This is a genomic window from Dactylosporangium sp. CA-092794, assembly GCF_050948465.1.
GTDB lineage: Bacteria > Actinomycetota > Actinomycetes > Mycobacteriales > Micromonosporaceae > Dactylosporangium.
Genome location: NZ_CP192044.1, coordinates 2,892,976 through 2,918,823, shown reverse-complemented (window position 1 = coordinate 2,918,823; position 25,848 = coordinate 2,892,976). Strand labels below are relative to the sequence as shown.

The window sequence follows — 25,848 nt, the reverse complement described above, 5'->3', positions numbered from 1 at the left end:
GCACGCTCAGGTTGCCGGGGGCGTCCCGGCCGCCGTCTTCGGGTGGTCGTAGGAGTGGCGCAGGGTCACGCCGGCGAACGGGATGTGGTGGCAGCGATCCACGAACTCCGACAGCGCCTGTGCGAACGCATCCTCGGCCGCGTAGTCGAACGGATCGCCGATGCGGGCCTCTTCCTCGCCACCGTAGTCGAGCGGGTTCGCGACGTAGTACGCGACCGTGCGCCGGATCGCCTCCTGGAACCCGACGGCGTCGACGTATCCCAGCTCGGCCCGGATCCGGCCGCTGTCCAGCAGCTTGTGATGGGTCGGCGGCGGCCCGGGCCGGCCCATCGCCTCGAGGTTGCGACCGCCGCCCCAGAAGTAGCCCGGCAGTCCGGCACCTCGCGGATAGTTGACCAGCTCGATCTCGACGCCCATCGCCGCGGCGATGGCCTGGGCGCGCTCGCCGTCGCTCGGCGTCACGAGGTCGGCGACGTGATAGATCCGTCCGGCCGAGGCCTCCGGAGCGTCGACGGCGAGCAGCACCGCCTGCGCGGCGTTCTCCACGTAGGCCCGGCTCTCCAGCGTCAGTCCGCCGTCGAGCACCGGCACAGTACGCCGGCCGTCCAGGATCCGCCGGACGACGCTCCACTCTCGCGGCGCCAGCTGCCGGGGACCGTAGAGGTTCGGATAGCGCAGGTGGGTCAGGTTGAACGTGCCGTCGTGATGCCGGGCCAGGATGGCGTCCTCGGTCTGCTGCACCTTCGCCACAAGGGCGTGCGACACGTCCCGGCCGGCCGACTCGTCGGCCGGTGCGGACCAGCGCTGCCGCTCGTACACCGTGCCGCCGATGGTGATCAACCGGTCGGTGTGCCCGGCGAGCAGGTCCACCAGCAGGCGCAGCCGGCCGTATGCCGCGACGACCACGTCGAAGCGGCGGCCGGCGATCGCCTCGCGAACGGGGTCGGCGAAGTGCGGATCCGCGTGCAGATGCTCGAACCCGGCCACGAAGTCGACCTCGTGGTTGCCGCGGTGCAGGATGACCGGGGTGTACCCCCGATCGACCAGACCCTGCACGATGAACGGACCGGTCGGACCGGTACCACCGATGATCAAGGCTTTCATCGTCGCTCCCCTGTTCCGGTGGCCCATCGGTCCCACCGCTCGGTGTCCGGCAGCGCGGCCAGCACGTTGCGCTGCACGCGGTGTGTCGCATCGGTTCGCGGGAGCTCGGCCACGACCGCGACGAACCGCGGCACGGCGTAGCCCGGCAGCCGGAGCGCGAGGAACTCGATCAGCTCCGCCGGTCGCACCGTCTCGCCGGCCCGCGCCACCACGGCGGCCAGGATCTCCTCGTCGCCGGCCCCGGCCTCCGGCGCGGTCGACGGCACGCCGGTCACGGCGCACTCCGCCACCGGCGGATACTCCGCGACGGCGTGTTCCACCTCGGCCACCGAGACGTTCTCGCCCTTGATGCGGATCCGGTCGGAGCGGCGACCGGCGAAGACATACATCCCGTCCGGGCGCTGGTACATCAGGTCGTCGGTGTGCAGCCACAGGTTGCGCCACCGCTGGAGTGTCGCGTCCGGCATCCGGTAGTAGCCACGCATCACCGTCCACGGTTCGTGGGGCCGCAGCACGAGCTCCCCCACGTCTCCCGCGGCCACCTCCACGTCGTGCTCGTCCACGAGCCGGGCTTCGAAGTCGTCGCGCAGGTAGCCGCAGCCGGACGGTTCGGCCGGTGCGACCAGGACCCCGCCGGCCTCGGTCAGCCCGTAGCTCATCGAGATCTCGGCGATGCCGAACCGCTGCCGGAAGTCGGACACGAGCGGGCTCGTCGTGCCCAGCGCGACGTGCCGCACCGGATGGTCGCGGTCGTCCGCGCGCGCGGGTTGGTTGAGCAGGTACCCCACCATGGCTCCGACCAACGGGACGAACGATGCCGAGTGCCGGCGGGCGAGCTCCCAGAATCCGGAGGCGGAGAAGCGCGGAACCAGCACGGCCGTGCCGCCGACGATCAGCGAGTTGTACAGTCCCCGGCACTGGCCGATGACGTGGTACATCGGCAGGACAACGAGGGTGCGGTCCTCGTGCACCGGTCCCCCGGGCCCGCCCGGCCACATGCGCCCGTAGGTCTGCGCCTGCGTGACCTCGATGCCCTTCGGCAGGCCCGTGGTGCCCGACGTGTAGACGATGCCGAGCACGTCGTGCGGACCGACCGGCTCGGCCTCGACCTCCGCCGCGGCCCGCACCTCGTCGAACCCGACGACGCGAAACGGCAGCCCGGACGCGGCGGACACGTCGCCCCGGACCACCACCGTGCGCACCGCCGCCAACCCGGGCGCGGCAGCGCGCAGCAGCGGCAGGTAGGCCTCGTCCACGATGACCGTCGCGGCACCGCTGTGGTTCACGACGGCCGCCACCTGATCCGGCTTGAGCGCGGTGTTGACGGCCACCTCGACCGCGTTGAGCCAGGACAGGGCGAACCAGCTGAGCACGTGGTCGACGCTGTTGCTCAGCAGCAGCGCCACGGCGTCGCGTGGCTGGACGCCGAGCGCGCGCAGGCCGCCGGCGACCCGCGCAGTCGACTCGCGCAGCCGCGCATATGTGAGCTCGGTCGTCTCGTCGAGCACCGCGGTCTTGTCCGGCCAATGACTGGCCCCTCGGACCAGCACCGCCGGGACGGTCCGCTGCGCCAGCTCGATCATGGCCGGTCCCGGGGCACGTCCGGGGCCGCCGCGGGTTCGTCGAGCACCAGCTGCGTGCAACCGAACCGGGCCAGCGGCCGGGCCGGATCGCCCGACCGGTGCACGTCCACCTCGAAGACGAGCGTCCGCCGGCCCAGGTGCACCGGCACGGCCTCGGCGACCAGTTGGTCACCGAGGACGGCCGGGCGCAGCATGCTGCACCGCAGCTCGAGCGTGGTGAAGCGGCCGTGTTCGAGCGCCGTGTAGGCGGCCCAGCCCGCGGCGGCGTCCGCGAGCCCGACGACCGCACCCGCCTGGGCGATGCCGCGCTGGTTGAGGTGCTGCGCGCCGACAGTCATCGCCACGCGGCTACGCCCCCGGCCGACGTGCGTCAGCACCAGGCCGAACGCGTCGATCAGGCTTCCCGCGGGGGCCGCCGGACGCTCCTGCGGCGTGAGCTCGGCGAACTCGCCGGGGGCGAGCCCGGCCGCGGTCCGGTACAGGTCAATCGCCACGGTGACCTCCCGGGGTCCCGCCGGTACGGAACGCAATCGTATTCAATTGCACACATCGCCGAAGCAAAAGCTGGGCCGGCCCGCCACGCATGATCGATCAGCCTTCGGGAAGGCCGTCGGCGAACAGCTCGAGGCGGATGTCCCGAGCGTTGGAGAAGTGCGCCAACGCGACCCGGTGTGCCGTGTCGCCGTCACGCTTGTCGATCGCGTCGACCAAGCGCTTGTGCTCGCGGTGCGTCGCGGCCCACCGGCCCGGCGCGCCCAGGCTCAGCGTGGCGCCGGGGTAGCGGGCCAGGTGCAGATGCAGCCGTTCGAGCAGGTCCAGCAGCGCCGCGTTGTGGCTCGCTTTCCAGATCGCGCGATGGAACTGCTCATTGACCTCGACCATCGAGTCGCGGTCGGACTCGGAGACGTCGTTGAGCTTCTGCAGGAGCAGCCGCAACAGGCGGAGGTCGTGGTCGGTCCGCCGCTCCGCCGCCACCCGGGCCGCCGTTCCCTCGAGCACGATGCGAACGTCGTAGACGTCGAGGATCTCCTCGGGCGTGAGCTTGCGGACGACCAGGCCGCGATCGCTGCTGTCGACCAGACCGTCCTGCTCGAGCCGCCGCAACGCCTCACGCACTGGGGTGCGGCTGGTCTGGCACCACTCCGCAAGCGCGTTCTCGACGAGCGGCTGGCCGGGCTTGAACTCGCCACTGAGAATGGCCTTCTTCAGCGCCTCGTAGGGAGTCAGGCGAGCCGGATCCGGCGCCGCCGTCCACTTGCTTGCTCCCCTGGCAGTCGATCGGACAGGCGCTCCACTGGGGCTCACGTCCCGATTCCTCCGTTCGGCCGGGCCTGCCGCGCTGACACGTGGCTACCTCCGTACACAACTGTATGGTACTGCGCCAAGGGGCCCGCACAAGTGGCGCCCCCTCACAGCGGACCGATGGTGATGAGTCGTTCCTCGCTCATCTCACGGATCGCGTAACGGGGACCCTCACGGCCCATGCCGCTGAGCTTGGCGCCGGTGTACGGCATGAGGTCGACACGGCTGCTCGACGTCTCGTTGATGTGCACAGATCCCATCCGCAGGCGGCTCGCCGCGCGTAGCGCGCGGTTGATGTCGCGGGTGAAAATGCCCGCCGCGAGCCCGTACGGAGTGTCGTTGACCTCGGCCAGCGCCGCGTCGAGATCGTCGAAGACCCGCAGCACCACCACCGGGCCGAAGATCTCGCGAACCATCACGTCCGCCTCGGCGGTCACGTCGGTCAGCACCGTCGGCTCCACGACGCTGCGTGAGCGCGTGCCGCCCGCCGCGCACCGCGCGCCGGCCGCGACCGCCGCGTTCACCCAGGACTCGATGCGTTCGGCGTCGGCCAGGCTGATCACCGGGCCGACGAAGCAGTCGGGATCGGCCGGATCGCCGACCGTCCGGCCGCGCAGCTCGTCGGTGATCCGGGACACCACCTCGTCGGCGACGGCGCGCTCGACGTAGAGGCGCTGTACCGACGTGCAGACCTGCCCGGCCTTGCGAAACGCCGCCGGCACGAGGCGCTCGGTGGCCGCCTCGACGTTGCTGTCCGCGCAGATGATGGTGCTCGACAGGCTGCCCATCTCCAGCTGCGTGCGGCGCAGCCCGACGGTGCGGTGCAGCTGCGCCCCCACCTCGGTGCTGCCGGTGAACGCGTAGAAGGCCGGCCGAGGATCCTCGAGCAGCTGCTGTCCCACCGTGCCGCCGCTGCCGTAGACGAAGGCGAGCAGCGACTCCGGTACTCCCGCGTCGAGCAGCAGCCGCAGCAGGCGGTCCGCGGTGCGCGGGGTCTGTGAGGCGGGCTTGACGATGACGCCGTTGCCGGCGGCCAGCGCCGGGGCGACCTTGTGGACCACGGTGTTCAGCGGTGAGTTGAACGGGGTGATCGCGCAGACCACACCGAGCGGATGGTGCATGGTGAAGCCGATCCGGCCGCGCTGTCCGGGTGCGCCGTCGAGCGGCACCATCTCGCCCGACAGGCGCTTGGCCTCCTCGCCGGAGATGAGCAACGTCTGCACCGCGCGGTCGACCTCGCGCCGCGCGTCGGAGAGGGTGAAACCGCTGTCCGCGACGATCGTGCGGGCGACGTCGTCGCGCTGCTCGTCGAGCAGCGCCGAAGCGCGCGCCAGGGCGCGATAGCGGGCCACCGGATCCCAGTCGGTCGCCTGCTGGCCGGCGACCACGGCGGAGACGGCCGCCGTGACCTGTGCCCGGTCGGAGCAGCCGACGCTGGTCGTCGTCGCTCCGGTGAACTTGTCGACGGCGGGCTGCTCCTCCGCGCCGTCATGCCATTGCCCGGCGTAGAACGGCCGCACCGGTACGGGCGCCGCGCTCACGACGTCACACCCGGATCGAGATCGCTCAACCGGGACAGCGTCGAGAGCGCCCACAGCTGCGCGACGAGTTGTGCGGCGGCGCGGTCGCCGAGCACGGGCGAGGCCAGATCGTGGAACTTGTCCGCCAGTTCGGCGTCGTCGAGCGGGTCGTCGGGATCCCCTTTGCGCGTGTCACGGGCGCTCACGCGGGTGTCTCCGGCATGGTCGACGACACGCACCACCGCGCGCCGCCGGCCCGGGAAGTCGTGCTCCATCTCCGCGTCGGGGACGAGACGGACCCGGGCGGCGAGCGCCCGCACGCGGGGATCGGCGAGCGCCGGCGGCTCGAACGCCCGCAGCCGCACCGAGCCGAGCACCAGCGCGGCCGCGACGCAGTACGCGGTGCTGAACTTCGCCTCGAAGTCGGTGCGCGGATCCTCGATGCCCGCGACCTTGACGGCCGTGCCGTAGGTGCGCACCTCGATCGAGTCGACCTGGTCGGCGCGTAGGCCCTCGGTGCGCAGCCGCAGTGCCGCGTCGACCGCGGCGAAGGTGTGCCCGCAACACGAGTGGTTCTTCACGGTGGCCTGGGTGATCTTCAGGGGAGCGTCCGGGTGGGCCGCCGTCGTCGACCAGTCCGGCGATCCCGCCATCGCCGCCCCGAGGCCGGACTCGCCGTCGAGGACGTCCAGCGCGCCGGTGTACCCGTGCTGAGCGGCCAGCCCGGCCAGCACGCCGGTTTCGGCGGCGTGCCCGGCGTGCAACGGCTTGCTCATCGCATCCGACCGAAACGCCTGCTGCAGGCCGGCGCCCATGGTCGACGCGGTGGCCAGCGCGTGGGCGAACCGCTCGGCGTCCAGCTCCAGCAGCTCGGCGGCGGCGGCCGCCGCCCCGATCGCGCCGATGGTGCCGGTGGTGTGCCAGTAGCGGTAGTGCGTGGGATTGACCGTCTCGGCGATGCGATCTCCGACCTCGTAGCCGATCGCGACCGCCCGCAGCAGGTCGGCGCCCGACCGGTCGAGCTGCTCGGCGAGGGCCAGCGCGGCGCCGACCGTCGGCGAGCCCGGGTGGTAGATGCCCTCACGGTAGATGTCGTCCATCTCCACGGTGTGCGACGCGGTCGCGTTGATGAGGGCCGCCGTGCGCGCCGCCAGCCGCCGGCCGCCCGGCACCAGCCGCGCCCGCCCGCCGGACGCGTCGTGGGCGACGGCCTGCTTGAGGATCCGCGCGGGCGCCGTCGCGCTGCCCGCGATCGTCGCCCCGAACCAGTCCAGCACGGCTCGGGTCGCCGCGTGCGACTCGCTCGGGGTCAGGCCGCGCGAGCGCACCTGCTGGGCCAGCCGGGCCAGCCGGACGGTCACCGGTCCCGCGGGTGCGATCGGTTCGGTGGCGGCCGTGCCGGCTCTGGGTGTCGTCGACGTCATCTCGGGGCCTCTCCTGAGCCTCAGAACTGGGCCTGGTACTGGCCCGGGTCGATCCGGGCCTCGATCACCAGCGGACGGGTCAGCGTGGCCAGGCCGGTCAGCGCCTTCTCCAGCTCGCCGGCCGTCTCCGCCCGCGCGCCGTCGCAGCTCATCGACTGGGCCATCAGCACCAGGTCGATGTCGTCGATCCGGGTGGCGGTGCTCGGGTAGCTCCGGGCGCTCTGCTTGAGCTCGATCCGGTTGAGGCTGCCGTCCACGAAGACCACGACCGCCAGGCCGAGACCGCGGGCCGCGGCGTGCCGGAGCTCGGTCGCGGTCATCGCGAATCCGCCGTCGCCGACCATGGCGACGACCGGGCGGTCCGGCAGCGCCATCTTGGCGGCGATCGCGGCGGGTATCCCGAAGCCCATGGCGGACAGCCCGTTGGTCATCAGCACGCTGCGCGGGCTCATCGCCGGCCAGCCCTGGCCGACGAGCAGCTTGTGCGAGCCGACGTCGGTGGTGACCAGGGTGTCCGGCGGCGCCGCCGCGCGCACCGCGTCCACTACGTCGGTGGGGTTGAGGTGTCCCTCGACCCGCCCCGAGTAGTAGCCGTCGCGCAGCCGCCGCCGGAAGGCGGCGACCTCGGCGGCCGTCCAGCGGTGCTGGCCGGTGTAGTCGCGGGCGAGCGCGTCGAGGACGGCGGCGATGTTCCCGACGATCTCCAGGTCGCTCGGGTACACCTGGTCGGTGTTCGGGGTCGTGTCGATGTGCACGACGGCGCCGGGCACCCGCCACGGCTTGATCAGCTCGACGGGGTCGAAGCCGACCGCGAGGACCAGGTCGGCCGACCGGACCAGATCCCAGACGATCTCGTTGCACGCCATGTCCAGGACGCCGGCGAACCACTCGTTGTCCTCCGGCACGACGCCCTTGGCCATCGGTGCGACCACGACGGGCATTTGCACGGCGGCCGCCAGGGCGAGCACGGCGGGGCCGGCGTCGCCCCGCGACGCGCCGATCCCGGCCAGCAGGACCGGGCGCCGCGCCGCGGCCAGCATCGTCTCCGGCCGCGTCGTCGCACCGTCGGCGATGAACACCTGACCGGCCAGCGCGTCCGCGGCGAACGGAGGTGTCCGTACCGTGGCATCCTGCGCGTCGGCCGCGAACGTGTCGGCGGCGCAGGTCAGGTGTACCGCACCCGGTCGCTCCGCGGTGGCCACCCGCAAAGCCTTGCGCATCGTGGTGGCGACCGCCTGGGCCTCGACGCGGGCGGCCCACTTCGTCACCGGCCGGTACAGCTGCTCGTGCTCGACGACCTGGTGGGTGAAGTACGCCTGCCGGGCCGTCTCGATCTGGCCGGATATCGCGATCATGGGTACCCGATCGAGGGTCGCCGCCGCGACGCCGTTGACCAGCGCCGTGGATCCGGGGCCCAGCGTCGACACGCAGGTACCGATCCCGCCGGTGGCCATGGCGTGCGCCTCGGCCATGAACGCGGCGGTCCCCTCCCGGTAGCCGAGCGCCACGTCGATGCCGTGCCGGCGGGCGCACTCCATGAACTCGATGATCGGATCTCCCGGATAGGCGAAGATCCGCTGCACACCGGCGGCGGCCAGCGCGCGGACCATCACGTCCGCGGTCGTGCCCGACAGGCCGTCCGGGCCGGCAGTGCCGGCCTTGGCGCTCACGCGCCGACGCGGGAGCGCCGCGACGCCGGCGTGAGCAGCCGCCCCGAACCGGCCTCGGCGGACACCTCACCATCAACCATGATGACTTTCCCCCGCAGTATCGTCATCGCCGGCCGGCCGGTGGCGAGGAAGTCCTCGGAGGGCATCCACCCGCAGCGGTAGTGACTGGCGTCCGCGTGCAGGACCTCCTCGTGCTCCATGTCCAGCACCACCAGGTCGGCGTCGGCGCCGATCGTGATGGATCCTTTCTGCCCGTCGTAGCCGGTCAGCTTCGCCGGCCCCGAGCAGCACAGCTCGACGACCCGCTCCAGCGTCAGGTGGCCCTTGTTCACCTCGGTGAGCATCAACCGCAGATACTGCTCGATGAACGGGCTACCGCCCGGTGCGGTGTACATGTCGGTCCAGCCGACCTCTTTCTCCTCGCGGGTGTGCGGGCCGTGGTCGCTGCCGATGACGTCGATCGTGCCGTCCTCGATCGCCTGCCACATCGCCGGGTTGTCCTCGGCGGGAACCCAGAATCCCAGGGAGTACGGCCCCTTGCGCTCGATCTTCTCCCAGTCGTTGGTGACGAACATGGCGAAGGGATTGGCCTCGGCGGTCACCGGGCGGCCCTGCGCCTTCGCCTCCCGCACCATGCGCACGCCGTCGCGCGTCGACAGGTGCAGCACGTGCAGACGCGCGCCGGTGGACCGCTGGAACTCCAGAATCGAGGCGATCGCGGTGTTGAGCACGACGCCGTCCCCGCCGCGCAGGGCGCGGGCGTACGAGCGGAAGTCCGTGCCCCACTGGGCGCGCGCCCGCTCGACGAACAGCGCGTAGAGATCGTGGTCGTGCGGATGGATGTAGAGCGGCAGGCCGGTCTCCGCGACCGCCTCGAAGATCCGGTAGAGCACCGCGTGGTTGGTCACCGACGTGCCCGGGGGATGCGGGTAGTCGCGGCCGATGTCCTGCATCATCCACACCTTGAACGCGGTGGCACCGGCCTCGGCCAGCTCGGCGATGTTCTCCGGGACCACCCCGGAGGCGTTGTGCCCGAAGTCGACGACGGCCTTGGACTGCGCGTTCTCCAGGTGCGCCCGCAGCCGCTCCGCCGTGGTGGTCGGCGGGTCGACGTTGGGCATGTCGAACACCGTCGTCACGCCGCCGGCGGCGGCCGCCACCGTGCCGTGGTAGTAGTCCTCCTTGTGGGTGTACCCCGGGTCGCGGAAGTGGCAGTGCGTGTCGATGAGGCCAGGGATCACGGGCCGGCGTCCCGCGTCCACGACCTGGGTGGCCGTCGCGACCGCGTCCCTGGCGAGGATGCCGACGATCCGTTCGCCGATGATCGCGATCTGCCCGTCGACCCGGCCCGACGGTGTGAGGATCTCGCTGGACTTGACGATCATGTCGTACCGGCCGGCCGGCGCGCTGTTCTCCATGGTGGAACCCTCCCGATCGCTATGCCGTGCCGAGCTCGCGCCCGGCGTTGGCGAAGAACTCCTCGAGGACGCGCTCGGCCTTCTTCTCGATGATGCTCGATCCCATCGCGGCCACCCGCCCCGTCACCTCGTACCTTCCCTCGGTCAGGATCGTGGTGCCGCCGGGCTCGGCGGCATCGAGGCGCAGCACCGCGTGCACCGCGATGCGGGAATCGACCGCGCGGTCACGACCCGAGGCGTCCAGCTCGATCTCGTAGCCGTCGCGCAGCACATTCGCCGCGATCTCCAGATCGGCCCGCAGCTTGAACGGTCCGACCTGGTCCGCCAGGGCGGCGGTGTACCGCTCGAGCCGGCTCAGCTCGACGACCTCGTGCACGATCCCGACCCAGCCGGCGAGGCGGTCCACGTCGGTGAGCACTTGCCAGCTGCGCTCCGGTGACGCGGTCACCGTGAGCTCCCTTGAGAATTGCCGACTGGCCATTACTCCTCCTGCTCGGCGTCATCGGTGCCGACGAGCCGCCGCACCGCTTCGGCGATCTGGCCGTAGCTGCCGCAGCGGCACAGGTGCCCGGAGAGCGCCGCCTCCACGCTGCGCTGCCGCGGCGGCTCGGCCAGCATCGCCACGACGCTCATGATGAAGCCCGGCGTGCAGAACGAGCACTGGAACGCCTGGGCGTCGACGAATGCCTGCTGCACTGGGTGCAGCTGGTCGCCGCGGGCCAGGCCTTCGGCGGTGGTGATCCGCGAGTCGGCGACGGCCAGCGCCAGCGCCAGGCAGGCGCTGACCGCCTTGCCGTCGCAGATGACGGTGCAGGAGCCGCACAGGCCGATGCCGCACGTCTCACGGCAGCTGAACAGTCGAAGCTCCCGGCGCAGCACGTCGAGCAGGGTGTCGTCGGCGCTGGCCCGCACCCGGTGGGAGGTGCCGTTCACCTCCAGGCTCAGCTCGGTCTCGGCGCTCATTGCCCTCCCGCCAGATCGATGATGCGCTCGGCCGTCATCGGCAGCCGCAGGCAGCGGATCCCGATCGCGTCGGCGATCGCGTTCGCGATGGCCGGCGCGACCGGCGGCAGCGCCGTCTCACCCAGGCCGTGCACGACGCCGGCGTCCGCCCCTTCCAGCAGCGAGATCTGCAGGTCCACCGGCATGTCCACCCGCCCGGCCAGGGCGTACTCGGAGAGGTTCGGGTTGGCGACGTGACCGTCGTCGTAGATGATCTGCTCGAACAGTGCCTGGCTGATCCCGAACATGACGCTGCCGTACATCTGCATCCGGGCGTTCACCGGATTCACGACCGTGCCGGCGTAGACGCAGGCCCGTAGCCGGTTGACGCGCACCTTGCCGGTCCGGGTGTCGACGTCGACCTCGGCGGCGACCGCTCCCTGGTGCCAGTGCTCGGACGCGATCCCCTGGCCGGTTTTGGCGTCGAGACCGCCCTTGGTCACGAAGCTGCCGGTGGCCGAGATGGTGCCCAGCTTGGACGCCGAGACGACCTGTCCGATCGACCGCTCCTCCGCGGTGCCGCGCCGGCGCACGACGCCGGCGACCACCTCGATGTCGCCGGGGTCGGCGTGCAGCTGCTCGGCGGCGTGGCCGACGATCTGCCGGAGCAGGTCGGCGGCGGCGTCGCGGACTGCGGCGCCCATCGCCGCCGTCGAGCGGCTGGAGCTCGTCGTCAGGTCGTACGGGGTCACATCGGTGTCGGGTCCCACGACCTGGACCTCGCTCTCGCGCACGCCGAGGGCGTCGGCCGCGATCTGCGCGAGGGCCGTGTGCGAGCCCTGGCCAATGTCCACTGTGGAGGTCAGCAGGTGAACGCTGCCGTCGCCGTTCACCTTCATCGTCGCGTTCGACGCCGACGGCGTGATCGTGGACTTGATGATGACCGCGCAGCCTCGGCCGCGCTTGACGTGCGGGTGTTCGGGCGGTGCGCCGTCGACGTCGAACAGGCTCGTGGCGTCGTCGAAGACCGCCCGGAAGCGGACGTCGTGCAGCACCTCGCCGGTCGCGAACTGGTCGCCCTCGCGCAACAGGTTGCGCCGGCGCAGCTCCAGCGGATCGATGCCGAGTTCGGCGGCGATGATGTCCATCTGCGACTCGTAGGCCCAGGCGCCCTGGGCCACGCCGTAACCCCGGAACGCACCGGAGGACGGCAGGTTCGTGAACACCGCACGCGAATCGACGTGGACGTGCGGGATGCGGTACGGCCCGATCGACCCGTAGCCGCCGTTCTTGATCAGCCGCGGGCTGATGTCGGTGTAGGCGCCGGCGTTGAACAGGGCGTCGACCTGGCGCGCGACGAGCAGGCCGTCCGACGTCACCGCGGTGCGCAGGCGGATGACCGACTGATGCTTGGAGTTGGTGACGAACTCCTCCTCGCGGCTGAGGACTATCTTCGCGGGCCGTCCGGTGTATTTGGCCACCATCGCCGCGATCGGCTCGACCTTGGGATACGTCTTGCCACCGAAGCCACCGCCGACCGGGGGGACCACCACCCTCACCCTGGAGGCCGGCAGGTCGAACATGTAGGCCAGCGCGTCGCGCACCGCGTAGGGCGTCTGGGTGCACGTGGTCACCGTGAGCCGGTTCGCCTCGAACACGGCCACCGCGGCGTGCGGCTCCATCGACACGTGCTGGACCGCCGGCGTGACGAACTCGTGCTCGAAGACGCGGTCCGCGTGCCGGAATCCGTCCAGTCCCTCGCCTCGGCGCAGGGTGAACACGTTGCACACGTTCCCGGCGCGGCCCTGCAGGATGATGTCGGCGAAGCTGGGGCCCCGCTCGTCGGGCTCGTCGTGCAGGATGACGGCGTCGCCGGCGAGCGCCTCCTGCGGTGTGAAGACGGCGGGCAGCTCGTCGTACTTGACGTCGATCTCGGCCGCCATCGCCCGGGCCACCCGCGCGTCCGTCGCGGCCACGACCGCGACCGGCTCGCCGACGTAGCGGACCCGGTCCATCGCGAGCACCGGCTGGTCGCGGTACACCGGCCCGAACCGGGGGCGCATCTTGGCGTTCCTGAGGTCCTCGCCGGTGAGCACCAGCACCACGTCCGGATGGCGCCGCGCCGCCGCCGTGTCGACCGAGCGGATCCGGGCGTGCGGCACCGTGCTGCGGACCAGCGCGAGGTGGAGGGTACCGGGCGGCTCGTGATTGATCACGTAGCCGATCCGGCCGGTCACCCGGTCGACCCCGTCCGGGACCTGTGCGGACTCCCCGATCACAGCAGCACCGCCTCGTTGTCCCCGGCCGACGCCCGGGAAACGGCCTCGGCGATGAGCGCGGGCAGGACACGCCGGCGGTAGCCGGCGCTGCCCCGAACGTCCGAGAGCGGATCGGCGGCGGCCGCGTAGGCCGCGGCGACCTCCGCCACCGTCCGCTCGTCCAGGACCTCCCCCACCGCCTGCGCCTCGACGTCGGGCAGCCGCAGCGGAACCGCGCCCGCGCCGATCGCCACCAGCCGCAGGTCCCGGCACGACCCGTCCGGATGGAGGCCGACGAACGCGGCCACGCCCATGCAGGTGCGGTCGTCGCCGGCCCGGGAGACGAACTTGACGTAGCTGCCCGCCGAGGACGAGGCGGGCGTGGGGATCCGCAGCTCGACGATCATCTCGTCCGGCGCCAGCGTCGTGGTGAAGAAGTCGACGATCAGGTCCTGCACCCGCGACACCCGTTCACCGCGCACCGAGCGCACCACCGCCTGCGCGTCCAGGGCGACGAGCACGGCCGGAAGATCCGACGCGTTGTCGGCCTCGGCGACGTTGCCGCCCCAGGTGGCGACGTTGCGAACCCGGAGGTTCGCCACGTGCCGCAGCGTCGACGACAGCACCGGAACGTGGTGCTGGACCGCCCGGCTCACCTCGGCCGCCCGCAGCGTCGTCAGCGCGCCCAGCACCAGACTGTCCGCCTCCACCCGTATGCCGTCCAGGCCGGATACCGCGGTGCAGCAGATGATGTGCTCGGCCTGGATGAGCCCGCTGCGCCACAGGATCGTGAACGCCGTTCCCCCGGCGAGCAGCTTGCTCTGCTCGGGGTCCTCCGCGAGCAGGGCAAGCGTCTCGGCCGGCGTCGTCGGGCGATGAACGGTTGCGGGGCGGGATGCCACCGTCATTCCTCTCCCCGTCATCGCACCACGGCGGTCTCGTCGTCGAAGGCGACGTTCACGCCCGGGCCGCCGTCGAGCCGCCACCGTCCGGCGGGCGGGGCCGCCCGTTCGGCCGGCGGCCACCGGTTGATGTCGCCGGGTGGCTCCAGATCGAAGAGGTCCAGGATCCGGTGTACCGTATGGTCCACGATCGCCTCCACCGACTGCGGACGGCTGTAGAACGCGGGCACCGGCGGCGCGATGATCGCACCCATCTCCGTCGCCTGCACCATCAGCCGCAGATGCCCGAGATGCAGCGGTGTCTCGCGCGGGACCAGCACCAGCCGGCGGCGTTCCTTGAGCGCGACCCCGGCGGCCCGGATGAGCAGGTTCTCGTCGCTGGAGAGGGCCACGCCCGACAACGTCCGCATCGAACACGGGCAGATGATCATCCCGGCGGTGCGGAACGACCCGCTGGACGGTGCCGCGCCGATGTCGCGGAAGGAGTACGTCCGGTCCGCCAGCGCCAGCACGTCGCCCAGCTTCCGGTCGGTCTCGTGCGCGAGGGTCTGCCTCGCGGCGGCGCTGATAATGAGGTGCGTCTCCACCTCCGGCATCTCGCTGAGCACCTCGAGCAGCCGGACGCCGTAGACGACGCCGCTGGCCCCCGACAGGCCGACCACCAACCGCACGGTCATCCCCTCCTGGATATCTTCGCCGTTGTCACTCGGCGGATCGAGCCGCGTCCGCGGACCAGCGCAGGTCGCGCAGGTAGTCACGCGGGTCGATGGCCTCCACCAGCTCCGGCTTCGCCTGCGCCCGCTCGGCGAACGTGACCGGCGGCAGCGGCTTGGTGCAGTCGAAGATCACCTTCGTCTCCATGACGCCCTTCTCCATCCGGTCGTAGCCGTAGGAGCTCGGGTTCAGGTGGGCGCCGAGCGCGTTGGGGATGATCTTCATGTCCCGGTCGGCCTGGAAGCGCATCGCCATCGCCCACAGGACTTCCTGCTCGTTGAACGGGTCGATGTCCTCGTCGACGATCACCACGTGCTTGATGTTCGGCTCCGTCGTCAGCGCGGCGAACGCCGCCTGCGTCGGTTCGCCTTCGGCGCGCTTGCGCAGGGAGATGTAGCAGAACGAGCGACCGCCCCCGGACCACGGCAGGTTCACGCCCCGCAGGTTGGGGCAGACCGCGTGGATCGCCCGGTAGAGCGAGCCCATCCGCGGAATGGCGCCGAGGATCGTGTGCTCCGGGTGCGCGTTGAACAGGTCCTGGCAGATGGCGTCGCGCCGCATGGTGATCGCCGTGACCTCGATGTACGGCCGCGGGCCCTCCATGTTGTAGTACCCGGGCCACTCACCGAACGTGCCCTCGTACTGGCGCTTGCCGGCCCGCATGTAGCCCTCGATGACGATCTCGGCATGTGCCGGCACCGGCATGTCGACCGTCTCGCCCTTGACCACCTCCAGCGGCTCACCCATGAGCGACCCGCACAACTCCATCTCGCCACCCGGGCCCGGCACCTTGGCCACCGAGGACAGATAGAACGTCGGGTGGTGGCCGATCACGATCGCCACCGGTGTCGGCTCGCCGTGCTCCTCGTAGTCCGCGTGGATGTGGCTGCCGTGGTTGGCCGGGTTCACCATGAAGCCGAGCTGCCGTGGCCCCTGCAACTGGAGCCGGTACATGCCGAGGTTGATCGCCCCGGTGCCGCGCTCCTTCATGATGGTGACCCCGGCGGAGATGTACCGGCCGGCGTCCTTCTCGCACTTGTGCGTGAGCGGAAGCTTCGTCAGGTCGGCCTGGTCGTCCTTGAGGATCACCTCGCGGACGGGCGCGCTCGCCGGGTCCACGTACTCGATCGGGGTCGGGTTCGACTCACGCTCGCTGTGCAGGCGCTCGCTCTCCAGCAGATCCTTCACACCCATCGCGATCGCCATCCGCTCGTGCGACGCGTGCAGGTTGATCAGAACGGGCAGTTCCGAGCCGCGGACGTTGCGGAAGAGGACCGCGGGAAACTGGTTGGAGCGCTGCAGCTTGGCCAGCACAGCGGCGATCTCATGGTCGGCGTCGACCTCTCTGGTCACCTCCTTGAGATCACCCGGCCGCTCCTTCGCGATCTGATCGAGGAAAGTCCGCAGGCTCTTCGGCATCGAGCATCCCTTCGGCGAGTCAAACTGTGGCGCACCTCGGTACGCCTATGTATACAGTTGCACACAGTGCTGTCTCTGTAAAGATCCGATTGAACGGGCATCGTGCTCACGCTGGCGCCGGAGCACGATGCCGGCGCCTTCCTCACCGGCCGTTGACGGCCGGACCTCCGCCCAGTGCGGCGGCGATGTTCTCGCGGTACTCACACTCGTTGTCGACCACGTGCTCGACGACCCGAGCGGCGCTCCGGCCGTCAGTGCCGAGCACGTCGCCGGCCGGCCCGGTCACGGCGATGGGGCCTTGTAGTTCTTGGCCTGGTCCGTGATGGCCTGCTGGTCGAAGTCGTTGACGAAGTCGATGTAGTCATTGGTGTACCACTGCTTCACGTCCACCTTGCCCTTCAGGCCGAGGAAGTCCACGTAGTTCTCCATCAGGTCCGGCGGCATGTAACCCCACTTGCCGTCGCGGACGGTAATGTAGTCCAGGTACGCCTTGTACACGTCGACCGCCGCCGCCAGCGCCTGCTCCACCGGCACGTTCTTCGGCACCGCGTCCGGGTACATCTTCCAGTTGATCAGCATGGCCGCCTGGGGGTTGGCCTTGGAGAAGACGATCGCCTTGGTGTATGCCCGCAGGTAGCCCTTGAGCGCCTGGACCTTGTCCGCCGACAGGTCGCTGCGGGCCACGATGTTGCCGGTGATGAAGTTCTCCGCGAACGCCGGCCGCGGCAGGAAGCGCAGGTTGTAGCCGCCGGAGAGCAGCGTGCCGAGCTGGCCACGGGTGGCGAAGGCCGCGTCGACCTGACCCTTCTTGAGCGCCTCGCCCATGGGCACACCGACGCCCGTGGCCAGGAACGAGATCCCCGGGTCGCTCAGGCCGCCCGACGCGAGCGTGGCGTTGACGTACGTCTGGAGCGTGCCGTCGAGCTGCGGAATGCCGATCTTCTTGCCCTTGAGGTCGGTCAGCTGGTTGACCGGCGAGTTCGACACCACCACACCCTCGTACTGCGACCGGCTCTGCACGTTGTAGACCGCGCGGGCCTTGATCGGCCGCCCGTCCGCCGCCGTGCGCAGCACCTGTTCCAGGCCGAAGATGCCCACGTCGAGCTGGCCGGTGGTCAGCATCGCGCTGCCGCGGGCCGAGTCGCCGTTGAGGCTGATGACGTCCGGATCGATGTTCTCCTCGTCGAAGTAGCCGAGGTACTTGCCGATCCAGGCGAACGGGTTGGAGGAGTTGCCGAGCGTCAGGCCGAAGGCCACCGATACCTTGCCCTTGGGAGGCTTGCCGGGTGAACCGTCCGAGTCCGAGCCTCCGCACGCCCCCAACGTCAGTGCGGCGGCCGGTGCGGCCATCATGCCCAGTACCGTGCGCCTGCGGATGAATCTACTGCTCATCTGTAGCCTCTCAGCTGCACTATTGGTCCGTGTAGACCAGCCTCTCGCCGGTCCAGGTGACAGTTCGCTTGCGTACCTGCACGATGATCAGGTTGAGGAGTGCGCCCATCAGCGCCAGCAGGATGAGCACACCGAAGATGGATGGGACGTCCAGGGTCTGCTCGCTTTGGATGATGCGAACCCCGAGTCCCTTCTGGCCGCCGAGGAACTCCGCGGCGACCGCGCTGGTGACCGCGTGCACCACCGCGATTTCCATGCCCGCGAAGATGAACGGCAGCGCGGCGCGGAACTGAACCTTGCGGAACATCTGGAACGAACTCGCGTTGAAGGACCGCAGCATCCGAATCAGTCCGATATCGACCGAACGCAGTCCGACCAGACCGTTGACGAACAGGGGGAAGAAGGTGGCCAGGGTCACGAGGACGAACTTGGACTCGAAGCCGAAACCGAACCACACCACGACCAGCGGGGCGAGCGCGATCTTCGGCATGCTCTGGAACGCGACCACGAACGGCCGCACCAATATCTCGAACATCCGGATGTAGAGGCTTGCGATCGCCAGCAGCAGTCCGGCGCTGCAACCGACGGCATACCCTGCCAGGACCTCCTCCATGGTCTGAGCGACGTGCGGCAGGTAGCTGAGGCGGCTCGACGGTGAAACGGTCAGCGGCTCCCACATGGCCTCGGCCACGTCGGTGGGCTTGGGCACGATCACCGGGTTGACATCGCCGAGCGTGCACACGAGTTGCCAGATCACCACCACTCCGGCGGCGACGGCAAGGAACATCAGGGCGTTGCGCAGCCTGCTCTCTTCCGGCGGGTTGGTCTGGCGCTGCCACCGCTGCCGCCGCGGCCGGTTCCGGCCGGATGCCGCTGGCCGCGGCGAGCTCGTCAGCTCATCCTGGACGGTCATTCGCCCACCCCGACCGGACTCGCGCCGAGCAACTCGCGGATCTGCATCGCCTTTTCGACCATCTCCGGTTCGGAAAGCATCGACAGGTCGCGCGGACGGGGAACATCGACAGTGACGATGGTGCTTACCCGTCCGGGCCGCGACGACATCACCACGACGGTGTCGGACAGGAACAGCGCCTCGGTCACCGAGTGGGTGACGAAGATGACGCTGCAGCGCAGGGTTCCCCAGATGCGAAGCAGCTCGAGTCCCATGGTCTCCCGCGTCAGCGCGTCCAGCGCGCCGAAGGGCTCGTCCATCAACAGCAGCTTGGGGTCGTGCAGCAGCGCGCGGACCAGAGCGTTGCGCTGCTGCATCCCGCCGGACAGCTCGGCGGGCCGGGCGTTTTCGAACGACGACAGGCCGACCAGGTTGATCAGCTCCAGTGCGCGGCGCTTGGCGTCGGCCATGTCGAGGCCGAGGATCTCGGCGCCGATCAACGAGTTGCTCAGCACCGTGCGCCACGGCAGGAGCTCCGGCGCCTGGAAGACGACGCCCACGTCCCGGCGCGGTCCGGTGACCGGGTTGCCGTCCAGCAGGACATCCCCGCTGGTCTGCTCGGAGAGGCCGCCGATGATGCGCAGCAGTGTGCTCTTGCCGCAGCCGCTGGCGCCGACGACCGAGACGAAGCTGGACGGGGCGACGTCGAACGAGACGTCCCGCAGGGCGCACAGGCGATCGCCGGAACGAAGCCGGTAGGTCTTCTCGACGTTGCGCAGTTCGATCCGGCTGCCGCCGGTGCCATCGGTTGTGGGGGGCGGAGCCTGGACCCGTCCGTTGTTTGTCGTCGCCATACCTACCCTCACCCTGTCTCTTCCGGACGACCATCGATCAGCGTCGCGGCGGGCCGGTGCAGCCACGGCGAGACGAACCCGCCGTCGCCCCCAAGGACCACCACGTCGGCGGGCTGGCCGGGGACGAGCTGGCCCCCGGGCCGGCCGAAGGCACGGGCCACGTTGCCGGATGCCATCGCGACCATCAGTGCGGGCGGCAGCTGCGCCGCGGCGCCGAGCACGTCGACCAGCAGCGCCATGCCGGCCGGCAGGACGCCGCGGTCGTCGGGCGTGCCGGTGCCGAGGAACGGGCGGCCCGGCTCGCCGCGTTCGACACACGCGCGGCAGACCCGCGCCGCGACGGCCAGATCTCCCGTCAGCACCAGGCCGAGCGCCAGGCCGTCCGCCGCCACCAGCCGGTCGACCACGCCGACCGGCAACCCCGCCGCGTTGACCGGTGCGGCCAGCTCGGGCCGCGCCGCGACCAGCAGGTCGTCGAGCGCCACCGGGTCGACCGCGTCCGCGCCGCCCAGCGCCAGCCCGATCCGCATCCCGGCGTCGCGGGCGTCCTTGGCCAGGCGCAGCGCGTCGTCAGGGGCCAGCGCGGCCGGCAGGAACAGGAGGTCGGCACCGCACGCGGCGAGATCCTGAAGATCCTCGGCGTCCCACTCCGGGTGACCGGTGACCGCGCTCGTGTGGACGTGCAGCCCGCGCGGGCGGTCGTGCACCCAGGACTTCATGGTGAGCACCGCCAGCTCGCGCTGGAACCGCGCGGTGGCCACCGCGCCGGGCACCGGGGCCGGGCGCGGTGCGACCACGCTGGTGACGCCGAAGCCGACCGAGGCGGCCAATGCGCCGGTGGCCGAGAGCGTCGGTGTGTGGTCGCCGAAGTAGAGGTTCAGCGCACCGTCCCACAGTCCCGGCATCGCCCAGCCGCCGCGGGCGTCGAGCCGCGCCGTCCCGGCCGCCTCGGAGGGCGCCACGATCACGCCGTCGCGAATGCCGATCGCGTCGACGCCGGACGTCGGCGCGCCGGCGTCGCCGGTGAACAGGCCGCCCAGGTTATGCAGCAGCATCGTCGGCGTCCCCGTCGGCATCGTCGGGGACGAACGCGATGACCTCGATCTCCATCACCTTCTGCTCGTCGCGCAGCAGGCCCGATTCGATGATGGAGCTGGCCACCGGGCTGACGAAGTACTCCTCGACGATCGGGCGGACCGCGTTGTACTCGTTGCGGTCGCGCACGACGATGGTCCGCTTGAGGACGTGCTCGTAGGAGCTGCCGGCCTCGCGCAGGATCGCGCCGATGTTGTCCAGGCACTGCCGGGCCTGCTCGACCGGGTCGTTGGAGTACTCCGGATCCTCCAGCCGCCGTCCGGACTGGCCGGTGACGAACAGCAGCGGACCGAACTGGATCGCGTGGGCCGAACTGGCCACGCGAGTCGGGCGCACGGCGCTGTCCGGGAGGCGGATGACTGCTTTCTTCCAGACCACGTGTGATCAGCTCCAGATTGCTCAGACACTGCCGGCGGCGAGAGCCGGCGCGTTTCGGTGGATGGTCGGCATGCGTTTGGGCGACAGCAGCAACGGGTTTCCGTGATGCACCACGACACCGTCGATCATGATCAGTCCCGGATACGCGCGGTCGCCGTATGCGACGCAGTCGAGGAAATCGTCGGTCTCCGACGCCTCCACCGGGTCCCAGGCGACCAGGTCGGCGGGCTCCCCCACGGCCACGAGGCCACCCGGCAGGCGGTGGACCCTGGCCGTGTTGCCGGTCGCCATGCAGACCAGCAACTCCACCGGAACGTCGCTGAGATGGCTCAGCAACTGGATGGTGCGCAGCATCGCGCCGGGCACCACTCCGGTGCCGCCCGGCAGGTCGCTGCCGAGTATCACCCGGTGCAGTTCGTCGCGTTCGGCGGCGCGGCGCAGCACGTGGGCGGCAACGCGCAGGTTGCCGATGAACACCAGTTCCAGGGCGGCGCGGCCGTGGTCGATCAGCCAGTCGACCGCCTCCCGCGGCGCGGGCGTGGGGCCGCCGTTGACGTGCCCGGCGATGTCGGGGTCGATCGCCCGCAGCGAGTCGCGGATGGACGCCACGTCCTTGGTCATCGACCGGTTGCCGGTGTGGGTCATGACCAGCAGGCCGAGCTCGGCCGCCCAGCTCCGGTAGGTCTCGGCGTCGGCGATGCGCGAGATCGGTCGCTGGAACTTCAGCATGCGGATGCCGTTGGCGGCCAGATCGACGAAGTCGTCGCGGACGAAGCCGTCCTCGGCGAAGACCGTGCCGGCGTAGCACTTGACGCCGGAGGGCCGCTCGGTGCGCCAGGCCTCGGTCATGGTGATGGCCAGAGCCTTGGTGCCGCGGGCATCGCGGGCCCGCCGCGGGTCACCGCCGTGCCCCGCGCTGCCGGCCTGGACGTTGGGCAGGGTCGGCGACGGCAGGTACATACCCGGCTGGTGGCCGGCGCCGGCCGAGATCAGTGTGGTGACGCCGGAGACGACCGTGCGCTCCACCGCACCGTTGACCCGTTGCCGTGGCGAGTAGTCGCCGAAGTAGGGGTGGAAGTGGCTGTCCCAGAAGCCGGGCGCGAGCGTCGCGCCGTGCAGGTCGATGACCGTCTCGGCGTCCGGCTCGGTGCCGATCTCGCGGATCACCCCACCGTCGACCAGCACGCTGGTCGCGTCGAGCATCGGGTGGGCGAGGTCGCCGCTGAGCAGCGTACCGATGTTGCGGAACAGAATCGGACCGTTCACGTCACCACTGGTTCCTATCTCTATTCGACGGTCTGCGGCGCCGCCACCCGGGCCGCGACCGCCTGCAGCGCCGCGGACGTTGGCTTCCGGCCGGTCCGCTCGCGAAGCTCGTCCAGCGCGGCCCGGACCCGCGCCGCCGATTCGCCGTCGGCGCATCAACAGAAGAGTTCAAGGCTTCGTTGCCCCCGACTGCGGCGTTCGCCTCACCGGGGGGTCATGGTCGCGCGGTAGCGAGGTCTGACGCTTGTGGATGCCACTGGATACAATTGAATGCAGCAAAAGTTGTACGGAAGCCGTGTGCGTCCGAACACCCGAAAAACGCAGGTGTTCCGGTGTCGTGCCGAGCAGCCGACGCGTCATGCTCGGCTGGCCTGGCTCGACCTCCAGGACCAGCGAGGGGTGAGCGAACAACCACGGTATACATGTGGACACAGGCTAGTGTGTTGGAACTTACCTGTCCAGACGCGGTACGTTAACGTTACGATTCGAGGAACGCACTGCGATCTTGGTCGATGCGGGACGGCTGAGCGTCGTCAGCACGTCTTGTCCGGCGGCATCGTGGGGTGCACCATCGCCTGCCCCGTCCCGCCAGAAGTCAGGCCCTGGCCGCGCGGCGCACGCCCCGGAACTGACCCGCCGGGTTCCGTCCGCGGGTCGGTCGTGATCGGCGGCCGTGGAGCCAGGTGGCCTCCCGCATGCAGGCAACCCGCCGAGGTCAGCGGGGAATCGGTGGACTGTCGTCGGACCCCCGCGGACCACCAGTCGCGACATCAGGCGGCACAAGCGTCGAACTACCGGCCGCGCTCACCACGGCCGCTGGGCTTTCCCCGGGCGGCCCTGTCATGTACTTTCTAGTTGGAAAGTACATGACAGGGGGAGCGTCATGCGCGATGCGGCAAGAGACCCGGCGGCGCTGGAGCAGCTGAGGGAACAGCGCAGCCGGCTGGCGGACCGAATGCGGCCGCCGTGGTGGTACCTGACCGGCAGCGCCATCCTGTTCGCACTGGCCTTCGGGTTGCCCTTCATCTCGCGATACCTTCCGCAGCGGGTTGCCGTCTGGCCCGTCCTGATCGCCGCATTGGCGGCGGCCTGGCTGCTGCAGTGGGGCCTGGCCCGGGCCACCGGCATATCCGTCGGATTCCCGGACCTCACCTATCGGCCGGGCCGTCCCGCACGGATCACGATGCTCGTGGTGAGCATCGTCGCCATCGTGACCGAGCACCTCCTGATCGATCGCGGCCTGCTCGTGGCCGCGGTCGTCGTCGCGGCCCTCGCGGTTGTGACGGGGGTGGTCAGCGTGCAGGCCGCTCTGCGGGGGGTCCGCCAAGAGTTGCGAGCCAGCGGAGGGGCGGCGTGACCGCCAAGCCGGACCCGCTCATCCACCCGATCACCCGGTTGTCGATCTGCGGGCTGCTGGCGGCCGGCGCGGACTGGGTCGAGTTCGCCGCGCTGCGTGATGCGGCCGGGATCAGCGACTCGGTGCTGTCGAAACAGTCCCGCGTGCTCGAAGACGCCGGATACGTGGAAGTCCGCAAGGGCGCGATCGGCCGGCGGCCGCGCACGTGGTTCCGGCTCACCGCGGCCGGCCGCCGGGCGGTGGAGGGTCATCTAGCCTGGCTGGCCCAGTTGGAGGAGACGTTCTCCGCCGGCACCCGGGATGCGCCGCAGGCGAGGCCCCTCCCTGCCGATCGCGACCAACCACGCCGTGTACCGCCGCCTCTGCTGGGCAGCAGCTGAGTGTCGGGAGAACTCGGCGTGGGCAGGGCGGCTACCGGGCGCTCGTCGTCGCCGCCACCACAACCGGGCCGAGCGACCCGGCGCCCGCGCTGCGCGCAGAAGCAGACCGGGGGCAGCAACGCCGTGCCGGCTGCGGCCGGGCGCCACGACGGGCTGGCATGTGAGCCGGCGTGCGGCCGGTGCGGCGTTTTGCTTCCGTGATCATGCGCCGGAGGCGTCCACGGGCCGGGATCCTCATGATCGCGGAGTGATAGTGCCGCTCCTGGTACATCGTCGCTCCACGATCATGGAGATCCCGCCATTCGGGACGCTCCTTGGCATGATCACGGAAAGAAAGCGCCGCCGGGGCCCCTTGCGTTCCTTGGTCGGCAAACCAACGACCGGAGACCTCGCTCATTGCCGATCTCGACACGCCCGAACCTCAGGGTCTCGTGGGTGACGCCGTGGTCGTGCACGTAACGGTTGATCTTCATGGCGAAGAACCTGGTGGTGAGGAAGAGGCGCGACAACGCCAGCGCGGAACGTCCGATCCGCCGGTCAGTGGCGGGCGGCGATGAACTTCTCGATCTCGGCGAGGAGCGCGCGTTCGTCGGGGAATCCGTAGACGGTGGACTGGTAGAGCATGAAGTCGGGGCAGGTGACCGGTGCGTCCACCCGGCCCCCGGTGGCGAGGCGCTGGGCGGTGGCGGCCGCGTAGAAGATGACGTCGACCTGGTAGGCGATCCGTGTGATGGTGACGGACGTGCCGTCCTGCTTGCGGTACGGGCACTTCAGCGGTGGCTTGGCGCTGCCCGGCACCGTACTCAGGCAGGCCACCACGCTGGTCGACGCCCACTGCAACGCGTTGACCGAGAACGGCCGCACGGCGTTGGTGTAGGAGGGCGTGAAGGTGGCGTCTCCCGGCGTGTTGAGTGCGATGAACACGCGGGGCGTCGCCGTGGGGTCGTAGGACGGCGCGTTGCCGACCCGCGAACCGGTGCACACTCGGCCCAGGTCCTCGGGCCCTTTCGCGACCACCGTCGGCACCGCGCTCGCGGCAGAAGCGGTGGCAGAGGCCGTGGCAGAGGCGGTGGCGGTGGCGGGGGTCGATACGGCCGACGGTGGCCGCGCCACGCTGCCCGTGTCGGCTTGGCAGGCGGCGACGATGCCCGCAGCCGCCAGCGCGATCAGGCAGCGCAGGCCGCCTCGCATTCGGCCCCACCTTGCCACGCCGGTCATGAATGCACATTCTCGCACCGATGGTGGTCAATCTCCAGATCGTCCGGGCATGTTCAGCGCGGCCGGCCCAGGCCGCCGTCGCGGGCGATGGCCTCCGCGGATGCCGCTGTTTCCACCGTCGTGAAGAGGCTTTCTCGGTGATGCCGGTGATCACTATTCTGGAGGGGTGTCCGGGACTCTCGATGAGACGTTGCGTGTACTCGCCACAGCGGGTCGAGGCGTGGATGTGTCGGCACTGATCGATGAGATCGAGGCGTTTGTCGAAGACGATCCCGAGGGCAGCCGCGCCGCCGTCTGGGCCTACACCGGTGACAAGGGGATGCGGCTGCGGCTGGTGGGCCTCCTCGGAGATCCGCGCGACTTCGACGTCCTCGCGGCGGGTCTTGCCGATCCGCAGCTGCGGTACACGGCATTGGAGGCCCTCGCCAACCAGCCGGACGCCGAGCGGGTCGACGCTGTGGCTCGGTCGTTCCTTGACGACGATGACCCGGCGGTTCGTTCGAAGGCTGCCGGCATTGTGTCCTACCGGGCGAGGCCCGGGGCACTCGAGGTGTTGATGCCGCTTGCCGACGATCCGGTTCCGCATGTCCGGATGGTCCTGGGCTGGTATCTGGGCGGGCTGCGTGACCGGGCGGCTGAACCCACACTTCGTGCGCTGCTGACCGACCCGGACGAGCAAGTGCGGAAGTTCGCCGCTCGCGGCCTCGCGAGGTTGAGCAGCAAGTAGTCGTGCACTGTTCTCGACCACTGGATGCCGGTC

At 70.4% G+C, this 25,848-nt stretch carries 25 protein-coding genes; 3 read left to right on the top strand and 22 right to left on the bottom strand.

Annotated features, from left to right (window positions below; translation table 11 throughout):
* Positions 1 to 6 precede the first annotated feature (6 nt).
* The 21 genes from ACQPXD_RS12795 to ACQPXD_RS12695 all read right to left on the bottom strand — a co-directional run bounded on the left by ACQPXD_RS12795 (position 7) and on the right by ACQPXD_RS12695 (position 22,133).
* A complete protein-coding gene (locus ACQPXD_RS12795) occupies positions 7 to 1,104 on the bottom strand; it encodes an NAD-dependent epimerase/dehydratase family protein (protein WP_432837984.1) in 1,098 nt (365 codons plus the stop codon).
* Complete coding sequence (locus ACQPXD_RS12790; protein WP_432837982.1) at positions 1,101 to 2,687, bottom strand: AMP-binding protein; 1,587 nt, start codon at positions 2,685 to 2,687, stop codon at positions 1,101 to 1,103. The genes ACQPXD_RS12795 and ACQPXD_RS12790 overlap by 4 nt, the downstream gene beginning before the upstream one ends.
* On the bottom strand, positions 2,684 to 3,181 hold the full coding sequence (locus tag ACQPXD_RS12785; RefSeq protein WP_432837980.1) for a PaaI family thioesterase: 498 nt from the start codon (positions 3,179 to 3,181) through the stop codon (positions 2,684 to 2,686). Before ACQPXD_RS12785 ends, ACQPXD_RS12790 begins: the two co-directional genes overlap by 4 nt.
* 97 nt (positions 3,182 to 3,278) lie before the next feature.
* On the bottom strand, positions 3,279 to 3,992 hold the full coding sequence (locus ACQPXD_RS12780) for a GntR family transcriptional regulator (protein WP_432837978.1): 714 nt from the start codon (positions 3,990 to 3,992) through the stop codon (positions 3,279 to 3,281).
* A 104-nt stretch (positions 3,993 to 4,096) separates the two neighbouring features.
* Positions 4,097 to 5,530, bottom strand: a complete 1,434-nt coding sequence (locus ACQPXD_RS12775) for an aldehyde dehydrogenase family protein (protein ID WP_432837976.1) — start codon at positions 5,528 to 5,530, stop codon at positions 4,097 to 4,099.
* The gene (locus tag ACQPXD_RS12770) at positions 5,527 to 6,933 is read right to left on the bottom strand and encodes an MmgE/PrpD family protein (RefSeq protein ID WP_432837974.1); all 1,407 of its coding nucleotides are present in this window, start codon (positions 6,931 to 6,933) and stop codon (positions 5,527 to 5,529) included. The genes ACQPXD_RS12775 and ACQPXD_RS12770 overlap by 4 nt, the downstream gene beginning before the upstream one ends.
* Positions 6,934 to 6,953: 20 nt before the next feature.
* On the bottom strand, positions 6,954 to 8,603 hold the full coding sequence (locus ACQPXD_RS12765) for a thiamine pyrophosphate-binding protein (RefSeq protein WP_432837972.1): 1,650 nt from the start codon (positions 8,601 to 8,603) through the stop codon (positions 6,954 to 6,956).
* Positions 8,600 to 10,021: a dihydroorotase gene (locus ACQPXD_RS12760; protein WP_432837970.1), complete on the bottom strand. Its 1,422-nt coding sequence runs from the start codon at positions 10,019 to 10,021 to the stop codon at positions 8,600 to 8,602. Before ACQPXD_RS12760 ends, ACQPXD_RS12765 begins: the two co-directional genes overlap by 4 nt.
* Before the next feature lie 19 nt (positions 10,022 to 10,040).
* On the bottom strand, positions 10,041 to 10,469 hold the full coding sequence (locus tag ACQPXD_RS12755) for a CoxG family protein (protein ID WP_432837968.1): 429 nt from the start codon (positions 10,467 to 10,469) through the stop codon (positions 10,041 to 10,043).
* A gap of 32 nt (positions 10,470 to 10,501) precedes the next feature.
* On the bottom strand, positions 10,502 to 10,984 hold the full coding sequence (locus ACQPXD_RS12750) for a (2Fe-2S)-binding protein (RefSeq protein ID WP_432837966.1): 483 nt from the start codon (positions 10,982 to 10,984) through the stop codon (positions 10,502 to 10,504).
* Complete coding sequence (locus ACQPXD_RS12745) at positions 10,981 to 13,242, bottom strand: xanthine dehydrogenase family protein molybdopterin-binding subunit (RefSeq protein ID WP_432837964.1); 2,262 nt, start codon at positions 13,240 to 13,242, stop codon at positions 10,981 to 10,983. The genes ACQPXD_RS12750 and ACQPXD_RS12745 overlap by 4 nt, the downstream gene beginning before the upstream one ends.
* A complete protein-coding gene (locus tag ACQPXD_RS12740) occupies positions 13,239 to 14,123 on the bottom strand; it encodes an FAD binding domain-containing protein (RefSeq protein ID WP_432837962.1) in 885 nt (294 codons plus the stop codon). Before ACQPXD_RS12740 ends, ACQPXD_RS12745 begins: the two co-directional genes overlap by 4 nt.
* A 17-nt stretch (positions 14,124 to 14,140) precedes the next feature.
* On the bottom strand, positions 14,141 to 14,800 hold the full coding sequence (locus tag ACQPXD_RS12735) for a UbiX family flavin prenyltransferase (RefSeq protein ID WP_432837960.1): 660 nt from the start codon (positions 14,798 to 14,800) through the stop codon (positions 14,141 to 14,143).
* A 25-nt stretch (positions 14,801 to 14,825) separates the two neighbouring features.
* Positions 14,826 to 16,256, bottom strand: coding sequence for a UbiD family decarboxylase (locus ACQPXD_RS12730; RefSeq protein WP_432837958.1), 1,431 nt, complete (start codon positions 16,254 to 16,256; stop codon positions 14,826 to 14,828).
* A gap of 142 nt (positions 16,257 to 16,398) precedes the next feature.
* Positions 16,399 to 16,542, bottom strand: a complete 144-nt coding sequence (locus ACQPXD_RS12725) for a hypothetical protein (RefSeq protein ID WP_432837957.1) — start codon at positions 16,540 to 16,542, stop codon at positions 16,399 to 16,401.
* Positions 16,539 to 17,648: an ABC transporter substrate-binding protein gene (locus ACQPXD_RS12720; RefSeq protein WP_432837955.1), complete on the bottom strand. Its 1,110-nt coding sequence runs from the start codon at positions 17,646 to 17,648 to the stop codon at positions 16,539 to 16,541. The genes ACQPXD_RS12725 and ACQPXD_RS12720 overlap by 4 nt, the downstream gene beginning before the upstream one ends.
* A gap of 19 nt (positions 17,649 to 17,667) precedes the next feature.
* The gene (locus tag ACQPXD_RS12715) at positions 17,668 to 18,561 is read right to left on the bottom strand and encodes an ABC transporter permease (protein ID WP_432837953.1); all 894 of its coding nucleotides are present in this window, start codon (positions 18,559 to 18,561) and stop codon (positions 17,668 to 17,670) included.
* Entirely contained in the window at positions 18,558 to 19,394 is an 837-nt protein-coding gene (locus ACQPXD_RS12710) for an ABC transporter ATP-binding protein (RefSeq protein ID WP_432837951.1), read from the bottom strand. Before ACQPXD_RS12710 ends, ACQPXD_RS12715 begins: the two co-directional genes overlap by 4 nt.
* An 8-nt stretch (positions 19,395 to 19,402) precedes the next feature.
* A complete protein-coding gene (locus ACQPXD_RS12705; protein WP_432837949.1) occupies positions 19,403 to 20,449 on the bottom strand; it encodes a hypothetical protein in 1,047 nt (348 codons plus the stop codon).
* Complete coding sequence (locus ACQPXD_RS12700) at positions 20,436 to 20,810, bottom strand: RidA family protein (protein WP_432837947.1); 375 nt, start codon at positions 20,808 to 20,810, stop codon at positions 20,436 to 20,438. Before ACQPXD_RS12700 ends, ACQPXD_RS12705 begins: the two co-directional genes overlap by 14 nt.
* A 78-nt stretch (positions 20,811 to 20,888) precedes the next feature.
* Positions 20,889 to 22,133, bottom strand: a complete 1,245-nt coding sequence (locus ACQPXD_RS12695) for an amidohydrolase family protein (RefSeq protein ID WP_432837945.1) — start codon at positions 22,131 to 22,133, stop codon at positions 20,889 to 20,891.
* Positions 22,134 to 23,016: 883 nt separating this feature from the next.
* Here ACQPXD_RS12695 and ACQPXD_RS12690 point away from each other — a divergent pair.
* The gene (locus ACQPXD_RS12690; RefSeq protein WP_432837943.1) at positions 23,017 to 23,490 is read left to right on the top strand and encodes a hypothetical protein; all 474 of its coding nucleotides are present in this window, start codon (positions 23,017 to 23,019) and stop codon (positions 23,488 to 23,490) included.
* Positions 23,487 to 23,870, top strand: a complete 384-nt coding sequence (locus tag ACQPXD_RS12685; RefSeq protein WP_432837941.1) for a winged helix-turn-helix domain-containing protein — start codon at positions 23,487 to 23,489, stop codon at positions 23,868 to 23,870. Before ACQPXD_RS12690 ends, ACQPXD_RS12685 begins: the two co-directional genes overlap by 4 nt.
* Before the next feature lie 537 nt (positions 23,871 to 24,407).
* Here ACQPXD_RS12685 and ACQPXD_RS12680 read toward each other — a convergent pair.
* Positions 24,408 to 25,061 (bottom strand): hypothetical protein, encoded by a 654-nt coding sequence (locus ACQPXD_RS12680; RefSeq protein WP_432837939.1) that lies wholly within the window; start codon positions 25,059 to 25,061, stop codon positions 24,408 to 24,410.
* Between the two features lie 253 nt (positions 25,062 to 25,314).
* On the opposite strand from ACQPXD_RS12680, the gene ACQPXD_RS12675 reads away from it, so the two are divergent.
* Positions 25,315 to 25,815, top strand: a complete 501-nt coding sequence (locus ACQPXD_RS12675; RefSeq protein WP_432843820.1) for a HEAT repeat domain-containing protein — start codon at positions 25,315 to 25,317, stop codon at positions 25,813 to 25,815.
* The last annotated feature ends 33 nt before the right edge of the window (positions 25,816 to 25,848 follow it).

Excerpts from the sequence above, each read along its gene's own strand:
- ACQPXD_RS12760 (WP_432837970.1), bottom strand. The coding sequence starts at position 10,021 with ATGGAGAACAGCGCGCCGGCCGGCCGGTACGACATGATCGTCAAGTCC.
- ACQPXD_RS12680 (WP_432837939.1), bottom strand. The coding sequence starts at position 25,061 with ATGCGAGGCGGCCTGCGCTGCCTGATCGCGCTGGCGGCTGCGGGCATC.
- ACQPXD_RS12715 (WP_432837953.1), bottom strand. The coding sequence starts at position 18,561 with ATGACCGTCCAGGATGAGCTGACGAGCTCGCCGCGGCCAGCGGCATCC.
- ACQPXD_RS12735 (WP_432837960.1), bottom strand. The coding sequence starts at position 14,800 with ATGACCGTGCGGTTGGTGGTCGGCCTGTCGGGGGCCAGCGGCGTCGTC.
- ACQPXD_RS12710 (WP_432837951.1), bottom strand. The coding sequence starts at position 19,394 with ATGGCGACGACAAACAACGGACGGGTCCAGGCTCCGCCCCCCACAACC.
- ACQPXD_RS12770 (WP_432837974.1), bottom strand. The coding sequence starts at position 6,933 with ATGACGTCGACGACACCCAGAGCCGGCACGGCCGCCACCGAACCGATC.
- ACQPXD_RS12705 (WP_432837949.1), bottom strand. The coding sequence starts at position 20,449 with ATGCTGCTGCATAACCTGGGCGGCCTGTTCACCGGCGACGCCGGCGCG.
- ACQPXD_RS12720 (WP_432837955.1), bottom strand. The coding sequence starts at position 17,648 with ATGAGCAGTAGATTCATCCGCAGGCGCACGGTACTGGGCATGATGGCC.
- ACQPXD_RS12750 (WP_432837966.1), bottom strand. The coding sequence starts at position 10,984 with ATGAGCGCCGAGACCGAGCTGAGCCTGGAGGTGAACGGCACCTCCCAC.
- ACQPXD_RS12690 (WP_432837943.1), top strand. The coding sequence starts at position 23,017 with ATGCGCGATGCGGCAAGAGACCCGGCGGCGCTGGAGCAGCTGAGGGAA.
- ACQPXD_RS12730 (WP_432837958.1), bottom strand. The coding sequence starts at position 16,256 with ATGCCGAAGAGCCTGCGGACTTTCCTCGATCAGATCGCGAAGGAGCGG.
- ACQPXD_RS12795 (WP_432837984.1), bottom strand. The coding sequence starts at position 1,104 with ATGAAAGCCTTGATCATCGGTGGTACCGGTCCGACCGGTCCGTTCATC.
- ACQPXD_RS12790 (WP_432837982.1), bottom strand. The coding sequence starts at position 2,687 with ATGATCGAGCTGGCGCAGCGGACCGTCCCGGCGGTGCTGGTCCGAGGG.